Origin of the sequence: Ruegeria pomeroyi DSS-3, from assembly GCF_000011965.2 — a bacterium.
Classification (GTDB): Bacteria; Pseudomonadota; Alphaproteobacteria; order Rhodobacterales; family Rhodobacteraceae; genus Ruegeria_B; species Ruegeria_B pomeroyi.
On sequence record NC_003911.12, the window covers coordinates 2,307,229 to 2,324,685 of the forward strand.

Genomic DNA, 17,457 nt, shown 5'->3' on the forward strand with positions numbered 1-17,457 from the left:
TTATCAGCAATACTTATAGGTAAGACATGGACCGGCTGACGCTGCTTGAAACTTTCGCCATCGCGCTTGACGAGGGCAGCCTGAATCGGGCCGCCCGGCGGCGCGGCATCACCCAATCGGCGGTCAGCCAGCAGATCAAGCAGCTGGAGACCTCGATCGGCCAGCAACTCCTGCATCGCACCGCGCGCGGCATCCACGCCACCCGGGCGGGCGATCTGGTCTATGTACACGCCCAGACCCTGCTGTCGGGCTACAACCGGATGACGGCCGAGCTGGACCAGTTGGAAAACAGCGTCTCGGGCACCTTTCGCATCAGCGTCAGTTCCTTTCTGGGGCGCAGCGTGATCGGGCCGATGCTGATCGAGATGAACGCGGCCCATCCCGATCTGAACATCGTCATGCGGCTGGAGGACCGGCTGGTCGATGTGGTGCGCGAGGGCTATGACCTGGCGATCCGCACCGGGCGGCTGGGGGATACCGACGGGTTCGGGCGCAAGATCTCGGCGCTGGATACCGTGCTGGTTGCCACCCCCGCCTATCTGGACCGCGTTGGCCGCCCGGCCCAGCCCGAGGACATGAAGCGGCTGGATTTCATCCAGCACCACGAGGATCAGACCAAGGGGTTCTTTCCGCTGCGCCGCGACGGGCGGGAGTATCCCGCGCCTGTACGGGTGGGGTTTACCGCCGATGACCCGGACCTGATCATGCGGGCGGTCGCCTCGGGTTCGGGCTATACCCGCGTGCCCCGGTTCATGGTGGCCGACGAGATCGCCAGCGGCGCGCTGGAGGTTGTGCTGCCCGCCTATCGCCCCCCCAACAAGGATGTCTTTGCGGTCTACCCCTCGCGCCACACACCGGACCGGCGCCGCGACCTGACCATCGAGAACGTGGTGGCCCGATTCGAGGCGCTGCGCGATCCACAGGCGGGTCCGGACGCAATCACCGCTTGACCCTTTGGCGCGCATTCCCTAACCAACATGCAGGCGGGCCTGTAGCTCAACGGTTAGAGCAGAGCGCTCATAACGCTTTGGTTGCGGGTTCAAATCCTGCCGGGCCTACCACCTTCCCCCTTACTGGCTGATCATCGCCCGATCACGATATCGGCGCATAGCCCGCCCATCCGTTCGCTGTCGCCCAGCCGAAGCGCACCGCCATGGGCGCGGGCGATATCGGCAACGATGGCAAGACCCAGCCCGACGCCGCCGCCTTGATTCTGGTTGCGCGCCGCATCCAGCCGCTGGAACGGTTTCACCGCCTCGGCGCGCTTGTCGGCGGGGATGCCGGGGCCGTCATCCTCGACCCGGATTCGCAGGAACTTGGGTGTCACTGCCAGGCTGACCTCGGCCCGGCTGCCATAGCGGACGGCATTGGCGATCAGGTTCTCGACCGCACGGCGGACGGCCATGGGGCGCAGGGTGACGATGTCCCCTTCCTCGGCCTCGCAGGCCACCAGTGCCACGTCACGGTCGGCGCGGCGGGCATCCTCGACCACCTGTTTCAACAGGGCGACCGGATCAACCTTTTCGGGCGCGCTTTCGGACACGCCACGCGAGAAATCGAGGAACGCGTCCAGCATCTGCTGCATCTCGGCCACGTCCTGCAACATCGGCGCGGCATCCTCTTCGTCGATCATCGCCAGCCCCAGTTTCAACCGGGTCAACGGCGTGCGCAAATCGTGACTGACCCCCGACAGCATCAGGGTGCGTTGTTCGATCTGCCGCTCGATCCGGGCGCGCATATCCAGAAAGGCGCTGCCCGCCGCCCGCACCTCGATCGCGCCCGAGGGGGTGTAGGAGACCATATGCCCCCGGCCAAAGGCTTGCGCCGCATCGGCCAGCCGTTTCACCGGCCGAAGCTGGTTGCGCATGTAGAGAAATGCAATCGCCGTCATCAGCAAGCCAAAGGCCACCATCGTCACGATCAGCTGATGCGGCGCGGCGGGCGACATGCGGCGGCGGTCAAAGATCAGCTCGACCGGCCCCAGCGCGCTGCCCAGATAGAGCCGCACCATGCGGGAATCGGGCAGTTCCACCGCCAGGACATCCGCCAACCTGCCGCGCAGGATGCGCTGCACCTGACGGCCGGTGTAATCGTACCAGGGCCGCAGATCCGCCATGGGCACCGTGCCGTCATTCACGAATCGCAGACTGACCTGCAACGCGCCCAGCACCGGCCGCAGCTGCGCCTGAACCTCGCCCTGGGTGGCCGGTTCGGTGAGCTCACCCATGATCAGCTCGACCTCGCGCACCGCGGTCAGCGTCATCTGGGTGGTCACATCCTCGAGATGGCGTTGCAGGAACACGACCGAAACGACGATCTGCACCGCGATCACCGGCACCACGATGATGATGGCCGCCCGGGCATAGAGGCTGCGCGGCATATAGTGTTTGAGCCAGCGGAATGTCATGGCTAAACCTAACCCGGCGCCAGAGCGAGCAAAAGAGACAGATGAGCCAAGCCCCCGACGATTTCGACCCGCCCATCGGCACGCCCATCGAGCTGGAGGCCGGAATCCGGCGGATCGTGGCGCCCAACCCCTCGCCGATGACCTATCGCGGCACCAATACCTATCTGCTGGGCACGCGCGAACTGGCGGTGATCGACCCCGGCCCGATGAGCGAGGCGCATCTGGAGGCGATCCTGGCCGCGCTTGGCCCCGGCGAAAGCATCAGCCATATCGTGGTCACCCATACGCATCTGGATCACTCGCCGCTGGCGCGCCCGCTCGCCGAGCGCACCGGCGCACCGGTGCTGGCCTTTGGCGGGCCCGAGGCCGGGCGCAGCGCGGTGATGCGCGCGCTGTCGGCGCAGGGGCTTGCCGGCGGTGGCGAGGGTATCGACACCGGTTTTGTCCCCGACCGGACTGTCAGCGATGGTGAACGGATCGAGGGGGACGGCTGGCAGCTGGAGGTGATTCACACGCCGGGCCATCTGGGCAATCATATCGCGCTGGCCTGGCAGGATGTCTGCTTTACCGCCGATCACGTGATGGGCTGGGCCAGTTCGCTGGTCTCGCCGCCCGATGGCGACCTGACCGATTTCATGACCGCCTGCCGCGACCTGCGCGCGCGCGACTGGCGGTTGTTCCACCCCGGTCACGGGGCGCAGGTGAGCGCGCCCGGGGCGCGGCTCGACTGGCTGATCACGCACCGGATGGGGCGCGAGGCGGCCATCCTCGGGGCGCTGGCCGACGGCCCGGCCACGGCCGAGGCGCTGGCACGACGTATCTATACCGAAACCCCCGCCGCCCTGCTGCCCGCGGCAACACGCAACGTGTTCGCACATCTGGTGGATCTGACCGGCCGGAGCCGGGTCGCGCCCGAACAAACCCTCTCGGCCACGGCCCGGTTTCACCGCCTCAGCTGAGCGCGTGAGAAAATTCTGCGAATTTTCTTCTACCCCCTCTGGACGCGCTGAATCGGGATTGCTATACGGCGCGAACCGTTCCGGCGTAGCTCAGCGGTAGAGCAGTTGACTGTTAATCAATTGGTCGTAGGTTCGATCCCTACCGCCGGAGCCAATTCCCCAGCAAAATCAGGCGGATATGCGAGACATTTGCCTCGGGTACCTGCCTGATGCCTGCGTCCACTTAGTTCATGCGCATTCGCGCGGTGTAGAGGCATCGCGGGCATTGGGGGAGCGGGCCATCTCGTGAGGTCAGCGTGATCCCCGAAGATACAAGCGATAGCCCCTGACGAGGTCCAAGATCCTGCGTCCTTCGGCGTGTCATCCGATCGCCGTGCTTGGCATAGGCCAACGCGGCAGCGGGCTGGGGTGTGAGGTCTTTTGCCCTCAAGAGTCACTCTGCCGCTTTCCGCTTCATGTGGTTTGGCGGGAACGGCCCCTTTACCGATGTTTCATCGATTGGAATGTGCCTCTTCTATCGAATTTCCGGCACTCGTACGCTGCATGCTCGTGATCGACATGATGGGGGTCGGGTACGGCGATCCGGCATCGACATCTGGCAAGCGACCACGCCGAAACGATTGCCGAGTTCCTTAACCCAATGAAACTTCGGCGGCGCGGTCTTTACGGTCACAACAAAGACGGAGCCGAGACAATCGAACTGGCGACATTGCCTCGCAAAAGCGGCGCAGTCGAATGGCTGCAACCAAGGTTGGCGCGGGCGGCGCCAAATCTGGAGGCCTGCGCCGCCAGCCGCGATTACAGGCGGTTCACGGCCCTTCGGATTGTGAATCTCCGCTCGCCTCCCGCCCCGGAGAGCCCCCTCAAGCCCGGCGCGGCAACGCCTTGCCTTATGGCTCCGTGCGGTCAAGCAACATATCCCCTCTCGATCTTCCAGTGATCCCGGACCGGCAACGATTGCGGTGGCGCGCTGGCCGGTGCAACATGGCCCGGACATGCAACAACCCAAACCCGAACCCATATCCGCCCCGCCCCGCCAACAGCTGTCCCAGCTGCGCGATATCGCCATCCTGTTGGCGCTGGCGGTGCTGGCGCTTTATGCCGGGGCGGGGTTTCTGATCCCGCTGGCGTTGGCCTTTCTGGTCTATGTGCTGGTCACCGCGATCAGCGACCGGGTGCATGCCGCCACCGGCGCGCCCGAATGGCTGACCACGCTGGCGGGAATCATCGTGGTGCTGGCGGGTCTTTTCTTGATGATCGCGGTGATCGGCGGCCAGGCCACCCAATTCGCCCGCGCCATGGCGAGTTACGAGAATGCCTTTGACCAGGCGGTCACCCGGGTGGCGGCATTGTTGGGCGAACAGATCACCGCCTTCCTGCGCGACAATCTGATCGGGATCGACCTGTCGGCGCTGACCCGCAGCGCAATGGGCAGTGCCACCTCGCTGCTCAACACCTTTCTGCTGGTCTCGCTTTACGTGGCCTTCCTGCTGGTCGAGCGGCGGGTGCTGGGCATCAAGCTGCTGCTGGCCGCGCGCGATCCCCAGCTGGGCCGGGACATGAGCCAGGTGATGGAGGCGATCTCGCACAACCTGCAAAGCTATCTGGGGGTCAAGACATTCGTCAGCCTGCTGACCGCCGGGATCAGCTATGTCGTGTTCACCCTGCTGGGTCTGGAATTTGCCGAGACCTGGGCGGTGCTGACATTTGCGCTGAACTTCATCCCCTCGATCGGCTCGATCGTGGCGGTGATCTTTCCGGCGCTGGTCTCGCTGGTGCAGTTCGACACCATCACGCCTTTTCTGGTCATCGTGTTCTTTTGCGGGACGGTGCAGTTCCTTATCGGGAACTTCCTCGACCCGGCGCTGTTGGGGCGGTCGCTGAACATGTCCACCTTCATGGTGATCCTGGCGCTGACCTTCTGGACAGCGGTCTGGGGGCTGATCGGCGCCTTTCTCAGCGTGCCGCTCACGGTCTGCCTGCTGATCGTGTTCCGCCATGTGCCCGCATTGCGACCGGTGGCGGTTCTGATGTCCAAGGACGGCCATCCCGAGGCGCAGGACTCAGACGCGTGACAGCCCCCTTGCCCGAGGCGATGTTCATCGGATCCGAGATCTATCGCCGCTCGACCTATGGAGCGGTGCATCCGCTGGCGATCCCGCGCGTGTCCACCGTGATCGACCTTTGCCGGGCGATGGGCTGGTTTGCACCCGGCCAGTACCGCACCAGCCCGCGCGCGCGGCCTGCCGCGTTGCGCGCGTTTCACACGCCCGACTATATCGCCGCGCTGCAACAGGCCGAGGCCGAGCAGGCTGTCAGCGAAGAGACCCGCGCCCGCCACGGGCTGGGCACCCTGCCCAACCCGGTCTTTGCCGAGATGTACCGCCGCCCCGCCACCGCGGCGGGCGGATCGCTGCTGGCGGCCGAACTGGTGGCGCGCGGGCACCGGGTGTTCAATCCGGGCGGCGGCACCCATCACGGCTTTGCCGACCGCGCCGGAGGCTTCTGTTATCTCAACGATCCGGTGCTGGCGATCCTGGCGCTGCAACGGCTGGGCTGTGCCCGCGTCGCCTATGTCGATATCGACGCGCATCATTGCGACGGGGTTGCCTCGGCCTTTCAGGGGTCGCAGACGGTGCGCATGATCTCGATCCACGAGGCGCGGCGCTGGCCCTTTACCGGCGCGCTGGAGGATGACGCGGGCGGCGCGGCGCTGAACCTGCCGGTGGCGCGCGATCTGAATGACAGCGCCTATGCGCTGATCCTCGACCGGCTGATCCTGCCTGCGGTGGCCGGGTTCCGCCCCGATGCGGTGGTGTTGCAATGCGGCGCCGATGCGGTGGCCGAAGATCCGCTGTCGCGCCTGGCGCTGTCCAACTGCGCCCATCGGGACACGGTGCGGGCGCTGGCGGCACTCTGCCCGCGCCTACTGGTGCTGGGCGGCGGCGGCTACAACCCGTGGAGCGTGGCGCGCGCCTGGACCGGGGTCTGGGCCACACTCAGCGGTGCCGAAATTCCCGACCGCCTGCCGCCCGAGGCCGAAGCGGTGCTGCGCGCGCTGAGCTGGCAGCGCCAGCGCCACGCGCCCCGGCCCGAAACCTGGTTCACCACGCTGGCCGATGCGCCGCGCCCCGGCCCGATCCCATCCGGGCTGCGCACCGATCTGGCCCGGCTGGAACAGCGGTTGCGGGCCGAAGTCTAGCGTGCTGCGGGGCTTTGCCCCGGCCCTTGCGCCTGCTAAGGCTTTGACATGTGGGCCGCTCTACTCTCGCTGATCGTGTTCTGCCTTTACGGGGCGGCGATCGTCTGCGCGGTGCAGGCGGCACGCACCGCGCGCACGCCGCAAGGCGCGGTTGGCTGGGTGGTGTTCCTGCTCACCCTGCCCTGGGCCTCGGTGCCGCTTTACATGTTTCTGGGGCATCACCGGTTTCACGGCTATCGCATCGCGCGCCGCGAGAGTGAACGGGTGGTCGCCGGGCTGCGCGCCCATGCCGATGCCACCGCCCCCGATCCCGATCGGGTCATGGTCAACACCCGCCCCTTCGAGAAGATCGCCCATATGGCGGTCAGCCGGGGCAATGGCGCCCGGCTGCTGGTCGATGGCGAGGCCACCTTTGCCGCGCTGTTCGCCGCCCTGGACGCGGCGCGCCACTATGTGCTGATCCAGTTCTATATCGTGCGCGACGACGATCTGGGGCTGGAACTGCGCGACCGTCTGATCGCGGCGGCGCAGCGCGGGGTCAAGGTGCGGTTCCTTACCGACGCCATCGGCAGCTATGGCCTTTCGGACAATTATATCGAGGATCTGCGCGCCGCAGGCATCGACATCGCCAATCCGCGCAAGCAGCGCGGGCCCAATACCCGCTTTCAGGTCAATTACCGCAACCACCGCAAGACGGTGGTGGTAGACGGCCAGACTGGGTTCATCGGCGGCCACAATGTGGGTGTCGAATATCTGGGTCAGGATCCGGTGATGGGCCGTTGGCGCGACACCCATGTTCAGATCACCGGCCCCTCTGTGCTGCAGCTCCAGCTGGTCTTTGCCGAGGACTGGCACTGGGCGCGGGGCGAGGATCTGCTCGATCTTCTCAGCTGGGAAACCCGGCTCGACCCGCAGGATGCCGATGCGCTGATCGTCGCCACCGGCCCCGGCGACCGCACCGAAAGCGGCGCCATGATGTTCTTTGCCGCGATCACCGCTGCCGAGCGCCGCTGCTGGATCGCCTCGCCCTATTTCGTGCCCGATCTCGACATTCTGGCGGCGCTGAAACATGCCGCGCTGCGGGGGGTCGATGTGCGCCTGCTGGTGCCCGACGAGGCCGATCACACCATCCCCTGGCTGGCGGCTTTCGCCTATTTCGACGAGGTGCGCGAGGCCGGGGTGCGCGTGATGCGCTATACCGACGGGTTCCTGCATCAAAAGGTGTTCGTGGTCGATGACACCATCGCCGCCGTGGGCACAACCAATCTGGACAACCGCTCGTTCCGCCTGAATTTCGAGGCGATGGCGCTGTTCTTTGATGCGACAGTGGCCGGTCAGGTGACGGCGATGCTGGAGCATGATTTTGCCAGCAGCACCGAACTGACCCGCAGCCTGGCGGCACAGCCGGTATTCATCCGCTACGGCGCGCCGCTGGCGCGGCTGTTTGCGCCGATCCTGTGAACCGCGCAGGCTAGCGCGGCAGCCGGCCTTCGAAGACCCGGCTCATCAGTGCCACCAGATAGGCGGTTGACAGGCCAAAGGCCAGCAGCCCCGCCACTGCGGCAAAGGCCGCAAAGATGCGCAACCCCGGCCCCAGCACGATGTCGCCATAGCCCAGCGTGGTATAGGTGACGAGCGAGAAATACAGCGCCTCGTTCCAGTCGGTCAGAACGTCGCTCCAGATCCAGACCCCGGCCCAGAGCCAGACCTGCAAAGTATGGGCCAGCACGATGAAGGCCAGCGAAACACTGATCACCGCCGCCGTGCGCATGGCGCGCGACAGATGCCGCAGCCGGATCGACAGATGCACGATCACCAGGGTGCACCAGACCAGAAGCAGCACCTCGACCACGAAACACAGGCCCAGATACAGGCTGCCCCACATGATCTGTTGCAAGAGTGTCATCGCCGCCCCGCCTTTGCCCTGTTCGCCTGGGGCGCAGGATGGCCGCGCAGGCCAGCAGGTGCAACCCCGCCGCGCGCTCAGGCCGCAGGGTCACGCTCAGCGCGTCTGCGCCATGCAGTCGTTATAGGTGCGGGTATAGATCTTCTTGCGCCGCTTCTCCTCGAACCGCTCCGAGGCGGCCGAACCGGCATAGGCCGGTGCGCCTTGGGTCGCGGGCCCGGACGAGCGCGACACCCCCACCCCGACCGAGCCGCCGATGCGCAGCGTGGTGCGCCCCTGGGACCATTCGGTGTCGCGGATGCCCGCCTGTTTCTGTGCCCGTTCGTGGCACAGGGCGGCACGATCCTGCGCCAGCGCGGGCGCGGCAGAAAGAGCGATGAGAAGGATGGACAATCTGAACATGAAGCGGCTCCTGACCCTTTCTAGATGGGCATCCGGCGCGGCAATTGCAATCGCTGCCCTGCGGCGAATGGGGGCAATCGCGGCTTGGGGCTGGACAGTGGCGGTGGACGGGCCATTCTCTGCCCCGTAACCGCCCCCATAACCGCCCTGAGGCCGCGCGCCATGCTTCTGACCGTTGATACCGTGAGCAAGACCTATCCGGGAGGGCGCCCGGTACTGCGCGGCGCCTCGATCACGCTGGATCGGGGGCAGAGCCTGGCGCTGACCGGCGAAAGCGGCAGCGGAAAGAGCACGCTGTTGAACCTGACCGGCGCGCTTGACGGGTTCGACAGCGGCGAGATCACGCTGGACGGGGTGGCGCTGTCGCAGCTTGACGATGCGGGCCGGGCGGCGCTGCGCCGCGACCGCGTGGCGCTGGTATTCCAGCAGTTCAACCTGATCCCGGCGCTGAGCGTGGCGCAAAACCTGGCCTTTCAGGCGCGGCTGGCCGGGCGGCTGGATCGCGGCTGGATCGACGAGATCACCGCCCGGCTGGGCCTGACCGAGCTGACCGGGCGCTATCCCGAGCAGCTTTCGGGCGGGCAGCAACAGCGGGTCGCCATCGGCAGGGCCATGGCCGGGCGCCCGAAATTGCTGCTGGCGGACGAGCCGACCGGCAATCTGGACGAGACCGCCGCTGGCACCGTGCTGGATCTGATGCTGGAGCTGGTGCGCGACAGCGGCACCGCGCTGCTGCTGGTCACCCATTCGCAGGCCATCGCCGCCCGGCTGGACCGGCGCGCGCATCTGACCGGCGGGCGGGTGGCCGCGTGATCGGCGCCGCGCTTCTGGCGCTGGGGTCGCATTGGCGGCGCCATCCGGTGCAACTGGTGACGCTGCTCTTGGGGGTGGCGCTGGCCACCGGCCTCTGGTCGGCGGTGCAGGCGATCAATGCCGAGGCGCGCGCCTCTTACGCCCGGGCCGCCGATCAGATCGGCGCTGGCGGGCTGGACCGCCTGCGCCGCGTCGATGGGGCGGCGATGGGGCTTGAGCAGTATCTGGTGCTGCGCCGGGCGGGCTGGCAGGTGGCCGCCGTGCTCGAGGGCGAGATGCGTCTGGGTTTGCGCGCGATTGCAGTGACCGGCATCGACCTCTTGGCCTATCCCGACCTGCCCGCCATCGCCGAAAGCGCGGCGGCCGCCGAAATCGCCCCGGTCGAGGCACTGACCGCGCCCGGGCGCCTGTTTGCCGCGCCCGCATTGGCGCTGGCCTTGCAGGGCGAACCCGGCCTGCCGCCGGTGGTCGAGACCAGCGCCTTGCCACCCGACACGGTGCTGACCGATATCGGCACCGCCGAGACGCTGCTGGACCGCCCTGGCCAGATCTCGCATCTGCTGGTCCTGCCCGGGCAGCCGCTGCGCCGTGCCCCTCTGGCCGAGATCGCGCCCGAGCTGATCCGCCAGCCCGCATCCGGGGCGCAGGACATCGGGCGGCTGACCGTCAGTTTCCACCTCAACCTCACCGCCTTTGGGTTGCTCTCTTTTGTGGTGGGCCTGTTCATCGTGCATGGCGCGGTCGGGCTGGCGTTCGAGCAGCGGCGCGGCCTTATCCGCACCCTGCGGGCGCTGGGCCTGCCGCTGCGGCTGTTGACCCGGCTCTTGCTGGCCGAGCTGTGCCTGCTCGCGCTGCTGGGCGGTGCGGCGGGGCTGGTGCTGGGCTATGTGGTGGCCGCCGCCCTGCTGCCGGATGTGGCCGCAACACTGCGCGGGCTCTATGGTGCGCCGGTCTCGGGCGTGCTGGAGCTCAGGCCGGTCTGGCTGCTGTCGGGCCTTGGCATGGCGGTGGCGGGCACCTTGCTGGCCAGCGCACAGGCTTTGTGGCGGCTGGCCCGCCTGCCGATCCTGGCCGCGCCCGGACAGCGCGCCTGGGGCAGCGGGCGCCTGCGCGCGCCGACCCAGCTGCTGCTGGCGCTGGCGCTGTTGCTTACCGGACTGGCGGGTTTTGCGGTGAGCGGCGGGCTGATCGGCGGTTTTGTCCTGTTGGGCGCGGTGCTTATGGCCGCCGCGCTGGCGCTGCCGCCGGTGCTGTCGGCCCTGCTGGCGCTCGGCGGGGCGCGGGCGCGCGGCCCTGTGGCCGAATGGCTGTGGTCGGACATGCGGGCACAGCTACCGGGCCTGTCACTGGCACTGATGGCGCTGCTGCTGGCGCTCGCCGCCAATATCGGCGTCGGCACCATGGTGGCCAGCTTTCGCCTCACCTTCGATGGCTGGCTCGACCAGCGGCTGACCTCGACCCTTTATGTCACCGCCCGCGATGACGCGCAGGGCGCCGCGCTGGCGGACTGGCTGGAACCGCGCAGCGATGCGGTATTGCCGATCCGCTCGGTCGAGGTTCAGCAGGCCGGGACGCCGCTTTTCATCTATGGCATCGTCGATCACCCCAGCTATCGCGCCCACTGGCCGCTGATCGCGCGCAGCCCGCAGGACTGGGACCGGGTGATGCGCGGCGAGGCGGCGCTGATCAACGAACAGATGGCGCGGCGCGACGGTCTCTGGCCCGGTGACAGGGTCGAACTGGCCCCCGGCTGGACCCTGCCGGTGGCCGCCGTCTATTCCGATTACGGCAATCCGACCGGACAGGCCATCGTGGCGCTGAAGCAATTGCTGCAACGCTATCCCGGCACGCCCGACACAAGGTTCGGCGTTCATCTGGCGTCTGAGCGGGCCGATGCACTGGCCGATGAGATCGCCACCACCTTCGACCTGCCCGCCGGCGCCGTGATCCACCAAGAGGCGCTCAAGGCGCGCTCGCGGGCGATCTTTGAAAAGACCTTCCTGGTAACCGGCGCGCTCAACATTCTGACGCTGGGGGTGGCGGGGTTTGCCATCCTGACCAGCCTGCTGACGCTGTGGACACAACGACTGCCGCAGCTGGCACCGGTCTGGGCGCTGGGGCTGACCCGGGCACGGCTGGCACGGCTGGAACTGGCGCGCGCGGTGGCCCTGGCGGCGATGACGGCATTGCTGGCGCTGCCGCTGGGGCTGGTGCTGGCCTGGCTGCTCTTGGCAGTGATCAACGTGGCCGCCTTTGGATGGCGCTTGCCGATGTATCTGTTCCCGCTCGACTGGCTGCGGCTGATCGGGCTGGCGCTGGCCACCGGCGCGCTGGCCGCCGCCCTGCCCGCGCTGCGCCTGTACCGCCTGCCGCCCGCCCAATTGCTGAGGGTCTTTGCCAATGAACGTTAGGCTGCTTGTCTTGCTGCTGCTCTGGCCCTGGACGGCACTGGCGCAGGGTTTTGCCGGGCTGGGGACCGAGGCGGATGGCTTTGCGGTGCCAGAGCGCGGGCACAGCCCCGCCTTTCCCACCGATCACGGGCCCCATCCCGAATTCCGCATCGAATGGTGGTATCTGACCGCCACGCTGACCGGTGCCGACGGGCGCGATTATGGCCTGCAATGGACCCTGTTCCGCTCGGCCCTGAAACCGGGCGAGGCACCGGGCTGGAACAGCCCGCAACTGTGGATGGGACATGCCGCCGTAACCACGCCCGACAGCCACCTCTTTGCCGAGCGGCTGTCGCGCGGCGGCATCGGTCAGGCGGGCGCGGTGGCCGCCCCCTTTCGCGCCTGGATCGACGAGTGGGAGATGGCAGGCGATATGGGGGGTGACATGGTGCTGCGCGCCGGGGGCAGCGATTTCGCCTATCACCTGACCATGCGCGCCAAGGGGCCGCTGGTCCTGCATGGCGAGGGGGGGTATTCGGTCAAGTCCGCCGCCGGTCAGGCCAGCTATTACTATTCGCAACCGTTTCTCCAGGTCACGGGCAACCTGACCCTGCCCGAGGGCGAGATGTCGGTGACCGGCCAGGCCTGGATCGACCGGGAATGGTCCTCGCAACCGCTGGCCGAGGATCAGAGCGGCTGGGACTGGTTCTCGCTGGTGCTGGACGATGGCAGCCGGGTGATGGCCTTTCGCCTGCGCGGCAGCTCGGATTTCACATCCGGAACATGGATTGGCGCCGATGGGCAGGCAACCGCCCTGCCCGATGGCAGCATTCAGGCCGAGCCACTGGCAAGCGCCCCCAGCGGCGCAGGCCCCGAGGTGCCGGTGCGCTGGCGCCTGGCGATCCCGGCGCGGGGGTTGGACGTGACGGTCGAGGCGCTGAACCCGCAGGCCTGGATGGGAACGTCATTTGCCTATTGGGAGGGGCCGGTCCGCGTCAGCGGCAGCCATGCCGGGCGTGGTTATCTGGAGATGACCGGCTATGGGGCCGAATGAGGCAGGGTCGCGCCCGAACATGCAGGACGGGCGCGACCTTCTGCTTTCCGGCCTATACCCCTTCGGCGTTGCGGGCGCGGGCCAGTTCCTTGTAGACCTTGTTGCGCACCCGGTTGACCGCGCCCAGCGGGCGATGCTCGGGCAGCGTGTTCCACGGGTTGAAGGCCATCCTGTCCCCGGCCGCGATCCGCGCCGCGCGCGCCGCCGCGTCGCCGGGATCAAGCGCGGGAATCTCGATCCGCGCCAGTTTCACCCAGCCCGCGCCATTCTCGGTCCAGTTCACGTTCGGATCCTCGATTGGATGCGCGGCCACGTCCTCTTGCGGTTGGATGTAGAAATCAAAGGCCGCCGCCTTGCCGTTCAACCCGTCAAGCAACTGATCGGTCAGCCCGTCCGCGCCCTCGACCCCCTCGCGGAGTTCTCCCGGAGCGGGGACCGGATCGGGCACCGCGCGATGTTTCACCGCGATATCGCCATGCAGAAACGGCGTCGTGCTCCAATAGATCGCGCGCAGCGGCGAGGTCGGGAGTTGATCGCCGAATTTCTGCGCCACCGCATAGATATCGTGACTGAAATATTTCTTGAGGAATTTCAGGTAGATGCCGTTCACAATTGCAGCAAGCGCCTCGTCCCCGTTGCGTTTGAAATTCAGCACTTCCGAGACCAGATCGTTGAAGGCGGAATACTCGTTCAGATCGCCCTCGAAAAAGGTCTCGTTATCGACCAGCACGAAATCGAGCGTGCCCTTGGCATCCGCCGCCCCTTCGACCCGGGCGCCGGGCACGCCGAAAAGCTTGATCGCCATTCCATGGGCATCGCCGCCCTTCGGATCATCGCGCCGCTCGGTGCCGTTGGAAAAACGGATCAGCGCATCATAGGCACCGGGCTGGGCAAACAGCCCCACGCGAAAGGCCTGCGGCACGTCAGGGCCGACGATGAACCGGGCCGGGATGGCGCCATGACCCTTGGGGTGCTGGGCCCGCCATTTGAACCCGTTCTCCTCGACCTCCATCATCTTGAGATTGGCTTGAATGATATCGGCGATGATCTCGTCTTCATTGGCCAAGATCGGCGCCTCGCCCAGATCGGCGCGAATGTCTGTCATGTCAAATTACCCTTCAAAAAAAGCTGCCGGCAAAATCCTGCCGACAGCGAAGGGTACCACGGATGGTTGAAAAATCCAGATGCGGCCGGCGGGGTCAGCCCGCGCGCACCACATAGACCGAGACCGGCGCATGGCGCACCACGCGGGCGGCATTCGGACCCAGCAGGTAATCGGCCAGATCGGGCTTGTGCGCGCCGACCACGATCAGATCGCTGCCCGCGCCTTGGGCGGTTTTCAGGATTTCCTTATAGGCGGTGCCGGTGGCCACCACATGGCGGATATCGGCATTGCGCTCGGCCCCCAGGACCTGGGCGCACAGCGCCACCAGCTTGTCATGGGCGGCCTTGACGGCCTTGTCGTGATGGCCCGCCTCGAAGAAACCCGAGACCCAGGTCTCGCCGAAATCGGGCAGCACGGTCACCACGTCCAGCCGCGCCCCGTCCAGATCGGCCAGGCGCGCGGCCTGTTTCAGGATCGGGGCGTCGCTGTCGGGATTGCTGATATCGACGGCACAAAGAACAGAGCTGCTCATGCGGGGACTCCCTGTCTGGCGGCGCGGCCGCGTTGGAGAAAGGCGACAAGGCCAAGCAGCAGCAGCGCCGGAATGAACACCAGCTCCTTGGGCGGCTGATTGGCCGGGGCCTTGACGGTGACAATGCGCACCGCCTCGTCAGCGTAAAAGTCGAAATCCTGCAACGACTCGGCGATCGGCGTGCCAAACAGCGGCTCTTCAAGCTTGATCAGCCCGTCCTCTTCCAGCGTCAGGAAGCCCATCGCCTCGACCCGGGCGGCGCCGTCGGACTCGTCGCCCACGGTCAGCTCCAGGCTCAGGTCCTTCATCTCGCCACTGTCGAAATCAGGCCCCGAGACGATGACCCGCAGCACGTCGCCCGGCGCCGCATCGCCCACCGCCTGTTCCAGGCGCGCGGGTTCGAACAGCTCGAACGGTGGCGCGATCCGGTTCATCACATAGTCGGGCCGGAACAGCACGAAGGCCACCAGGATCAGCGCCACGCTTTCATAGATGCGGCTGCGGGTCAGGAAAAAGCCCATTGTCCCGGCGGTAAAGACCAGTACCGCGATGGTTGCGGATATGGCCACCAGTATGCCGCCCACCCAGCCCACGTCGATCAGCAGCATGTCGGTGTTGAAGATGAACACAAAGGGCAACGCTACGGTGCGCAAGCTGTAGAAGAAGGCGGTGAAACCGGTCTTGATCGCATCGCCCCCCGACACCGCCGCGGCGGCGAAACTGGCCAGCCCCACCGGTGGCGTCACATCCGCCATGATGCCGAAGTAGAAGACGAAGAGATGCACCGCGATCAGCGGCACGATCAGCCCCGATTGCGCGCCCAGCTGCACCACCACACCGGCCATCAGCGAGCTGACCACGATATAGTTTGCAGTGGTCGGCAGGCCCATGCCCAGCACCAGCGACAAGAGACCCACCATCACCAGCATCAGCACCAGGTTGCCGCCTGACAGGAACTCGACCAGATCGGCCATCACCTGGCCCACCCCGGTCAGGGTCACGGTGCCGACGATCACGCCCGCCGTACCGGTCGCCAGCGCGATACCGATCATGTTGCGGGCGCCGTCGATCAGCCCCTGCCACAGGTCGGCGACCCCGGACATGAAGCTGGTCGCCATCTCGGATTCGCCCCGGAACAGCGATTTCAGCGGTTTCTGGGTCAGCAGGATCACGAACAGCAGCGCGGTCGCCCAGAAGGCGGACAGGCCCGGCGATTTCTGCTCGATCATCAGGAAATAGACCAGCACCACGATAGGCAGCAGGTAATGCAGCCCCGCCTTGTAGATCTGGGCGATATCGGGCAGTTCGACCACCTCGGCATTGGGGTCGTCGGGTTCCAGATCGGGCACCTGAGCGGCCAGCCGCACCAGCACGATATAGATTGCGGTCACGATCAGCCCCATGATCAGCCCGGCCGAGCTGGGCGCCCACGCGGCAATCGCCTGCGCCGGGAACTGGGTCGCATAACACAGCCCGGCAAAGATCAAGAAGAAGCTGAGCATGCCGGCCACGGTGCGGATCAGATGCACCTCGCGGTTCCCCAGCGTCGGCATGTTCCGCTTCACCGCCTCCAGATGCACGATATAGATCAGCGCGATATAGCTGATCGCTGCGGGCAGGAAGGCATGGGTGATCACCTCGACATAAGAGATGCCCACATATTCCACCATCAGAAAGGCCGCAGCCCCCATCACCGGCGGCATGATCTGGCCGTTGACCGAGCTGGCCACCTCGACCGAGCCGGCCTGTTCGCTGGTAAAGCCCACCCGCTTCATCAGCGGGATGGTAAAGGTGCCGGTGGTGACCACGTTGGCGATGGACGAGCCCGAGATCAGGCCGGTCGCGGCCGAGCCGACAACAGCGGCCTTTGCCGGGCCGCCGCGCAGGTGACCCAGCGCGCCAAACGCCATCTTGATGAAGTAGTTGCCCGCGCCCGCCTTGTCCAAAAGCGCGCCGAACAGCACGAAGAGAAAGACGAACTTGGTCGAGACCCCCAGCGCGATGCCGAACACGCCCTCGGAGGTGATCCACATATGGCTCATCGCCTTTTTCAGGCTGGCGCCCTTCCAGCGGATCACCTCGGGCACCCATTCCGAGGCGCCCCAGAACACATAGGCCAGGAAAATGGTGGCGATGATCGCCATGGCCGGCCCCAACGCGCGGCGCGCGGCCTCGAACAGCAGGATCAGACCGACCAGCGCGACCCATTTGTCGGTGTCGTCGGCCAGACCGCCCGAATTCACCAGCTTGTCATAGAAGAAATAGCCATAAAGCGCGATGCCAGCGCCCAGCACCGCCATCACCCAGTCCTGGGCGGGAATGCGGTCGCGCGGGCTGGATTTCAGCGCGGGATAGGCGGCAAAGGCCAGAAACAGGGCAAAGGCCAGATGCACCTGGCGCGAGTTGTTCACGATACTGCCGGGCAGAAGCATGTTCGACAGCGGCGAGGCCAGGATCAGCTGGAACACCGACCATATCACCGCAACGATGGCCAAGAACAGGCCGATACTGCCGGCCGGATCGCGTGCGCCCGCATCTGACGAGGCGACAAGATCCTGAAGCTCTTCTTCGGATAGCGGTCGATTGCCCTGAATTTCAGAGGTCATGAAAAACTCTCCCTGTCACGCCCTGCTGCTTTGGCTGATGGCGTCAATTATCCATTGCCCGGCCCCCGCCGGGAGTGAGCG

At 66.4% G+C, this 17,457-nt stretch carries 14 protein-coding genes and 2 tRNA genes; 10 read left to right on the forward strand and 6 right to left on the reverse strand.

Annotation, left to right across the window (positions count from 1 at the left end; translation table 11 throughout):
• Positions 1-26 precede the first annotated feature (26 nt).
• Together SPO_RS11005 and SPO_RS11010 are read left to right on the forward strand one after the other, a co-directional pair.
• On the forward strand, positions 27-950 hold the full coding sequence (locus SPO_RS11005) for a LysR family transcriptional regulator (RefSeq protein ID WP_011047894.1): 924 nt from the start codon (positions 27-29) through the stop codon (positions 948-950).
• Between the two features lie 35 nt (positions 951-985).
• A tRNA-Ile gene (locus tag SPO_RS11010) sits at positions 986-1,061 on the forward strand.
• Between the two features lie 20 nt (positions 1,062-1,081).
• On the opposite strand, the gene SPO_RS11015 is transcribed toward SPO_RS11010, so the two are convergent.
• Positions 1,082-2,407, reverse strand: coding sequence for an ATP-binding protein (locus SPO_RS11015; RefSeq protein WP_011047895.1), 1,326 nt, complete (start codon positions 2,405-2,407; stop codon positions 1,082-1,084).
• Between the two features lie 41 nt (positions 2,408-2,448).
• Between SPO_RS11015 and SPO_RS11020 the strand changes: the two genes are divergently transcribed.
• The 5 genes from SPO_RS11020 to cls all read left to right on the forward strand — a co-directional run bounded on the left by SPO_RS11020 (position 2,449) and on the right by cls (position 8,029).
• Positions 2,449-3,366: an MBL fold metallo-hydrolase gene (locus SPO_RS11020; RefSeq protein ID WP_011047896.1), complete on the forward strand. Its 918-nt coding sequence runs from the start codon at positions 2,449-2,451 to the stop codon at positions 3,364-3,366.
• A 79-nt stretch (positions 3,367-3,445) separates the two neighbouring features.
• Positions 3,446-3,520, forward strand: a tRNA-Asn gene (locus tag SPO_RS11025).
• Between the two features lie 841 nt (positions 3,521-4,361).
• Positions 4,362-5,441, forward strand: coding sequence for an AI-2E family transporter (locus SPO_RS11030; RefSeq protein WP_051420439.1), 1,080 nt, complete (start codon positions 4,362-4,364; stop codon positions 5,439-5,441).
• 20 nt (positions 5,442-5,461) lie between these two features.
• Positions 5,462-6,568, forward strand: a complete 1,107-nt coding sequence (locus SPO_RS11035; protein ID WP_011047898.1) for an acetoin utilization protein AcuC — start codon at positions 5,462-5,464, stop codon at positions 6,566-6,568.
• A 48-nt stretch (positions 6,569-6,616) separates the two neighbouring features.
• Positions 6,617-8,029, forward strand: coding sequence for a cardiolipin synthase (gene cls, locus SPO_RS11040; protein WP_011047899.1), 1,413 nt, complete (start codon positions 6,617-6,619; stop codon positions 8,027-8,029).
• A 10-nt stretch (positions 8,030-8,039) separates the two neighbouring features.
• Here the strand turns inward: cls and SPO_RS11045 are convergent, their stop codons facing one another.
• Both SPO_RS11045 and SPO_RS11050 read right to left on the reverse strand, forming a co-directional pair.
• The gene (locus SPO_RS11045; protein ID WP_011047900.1) at positions 8,040-8,474 is read right to left on the reverse strand and encodes a potassium channel family protein; all 435 of its coding nucleotides are present in this window, start codon (positions 8,472-8,474) and stop codon (positions 8,040-8,042) included.
• 96 nt (positions 8,475-8,570) lie between these two features.
• Positions 8,571-8,876 carry a hypothetical protein gene (locus tag SPO_RS11050; RefSeq protein ID WP_011047901.1) on the reverse strand — a complete coding sequence of 102 codons (306 nt, stop codon included), beginning with the start codon at positions 8,874-8,876 and terminating at the stop codon, positions 8,571-8,573.
• 162 nt (positions 8,877-9,038) lie between these two features.
• Between SPO_RS11050 and SPO_RS11055 the strand changes: the two genes are divergently transcribed.
• From SPO_RS11055 to SPO_RS11065, 3 genes are read left to right on the forward strand one after another with little or no spacing between them, the layout of a single operon-like run.
• The gene (locus SPO_RS11055; protein ID WP_044028306.1) at positions 9,039-9,689 is read left to right on the forward strand and encodes an ABC transporter ATP-binding protein; all 651 of its coding nucleotides are present in this window, start codon (positions 9,039-9,041) and stop codon (positions 9,687-9,689) included.
• A complete protein-coding gene (locus SPO_RS11060; protein ID WP_011047903.1) occupies positions 9,686-12,100 on the forward strand; it encodes an FtsX-like permease family protein in 2,415 nt (804 codons plus the stop codon). Before SPO_RS11055 ends, SPO_RS11060 begins: the two co-directional genes overlap by 4 nt.
• On the forward strand, positions 12,090-13,133 hold the full coding sequence (locus tag SPO_RS11065) for a lipocalin-like domain-containing protein (protein WP_044028308.1): 1,044 nt from the start codon (positions 12,090-12,092) through the stop codon (positions 13,131-13,133). Before SPO_RS11060 ends, SPO_RS11065 begins: the two co-directional genes overlap by 11 nt.
• 52 nt (positions 13,134-13,185) lie before the next feature.
• Here SPO_RS11065 and SPO_RS22215 read toward each other — a convergent pair whose 3' ends face one another.
• The 3 genes from SPO_RS22215 to SPO_RS11080 form a co-directional block, all read right to left on the reverse strand.
• The gene (locus SPO_RS22215) at positions 13,186-14,238 is read right to left on the reverse strand and encodes a catalase family protein (protein WP_011047905.1); all 1,053 of its coding nucleotides are present in this window, start codon (positions 14,236-14,238) and stop codon (positions 13,186-13,188) included.
• A 94-nt stretch (positions 14,239-14,332) separates the two neighbouring features.
• Positions 14,333-14,770, reverse strand: coding sequence for a universal stress protein (locus SPO_RS11075; RefSeq protein ID WP_011047906.1), 438 nt, complete (start codon positions 14,768-14,770; stop codon positions 14,333-14,335).
• Positions 14,767-17,376, reverse strand: a complete 2,610-nt coding sequence (locus SPO_RS11080) for a TRAP transporter permease (RefSeq protein ID WP_011047907.1) — start codon at positions 17,374-17,376, stop codon at positions 14,767-14,769. Before SPO_RS11080 ends, SPO_RS11075 begins: the two co-directional genes overlap by 4 nt.
• Positions 17,377-17,457 lie beyond the last annotated feature (81 nt).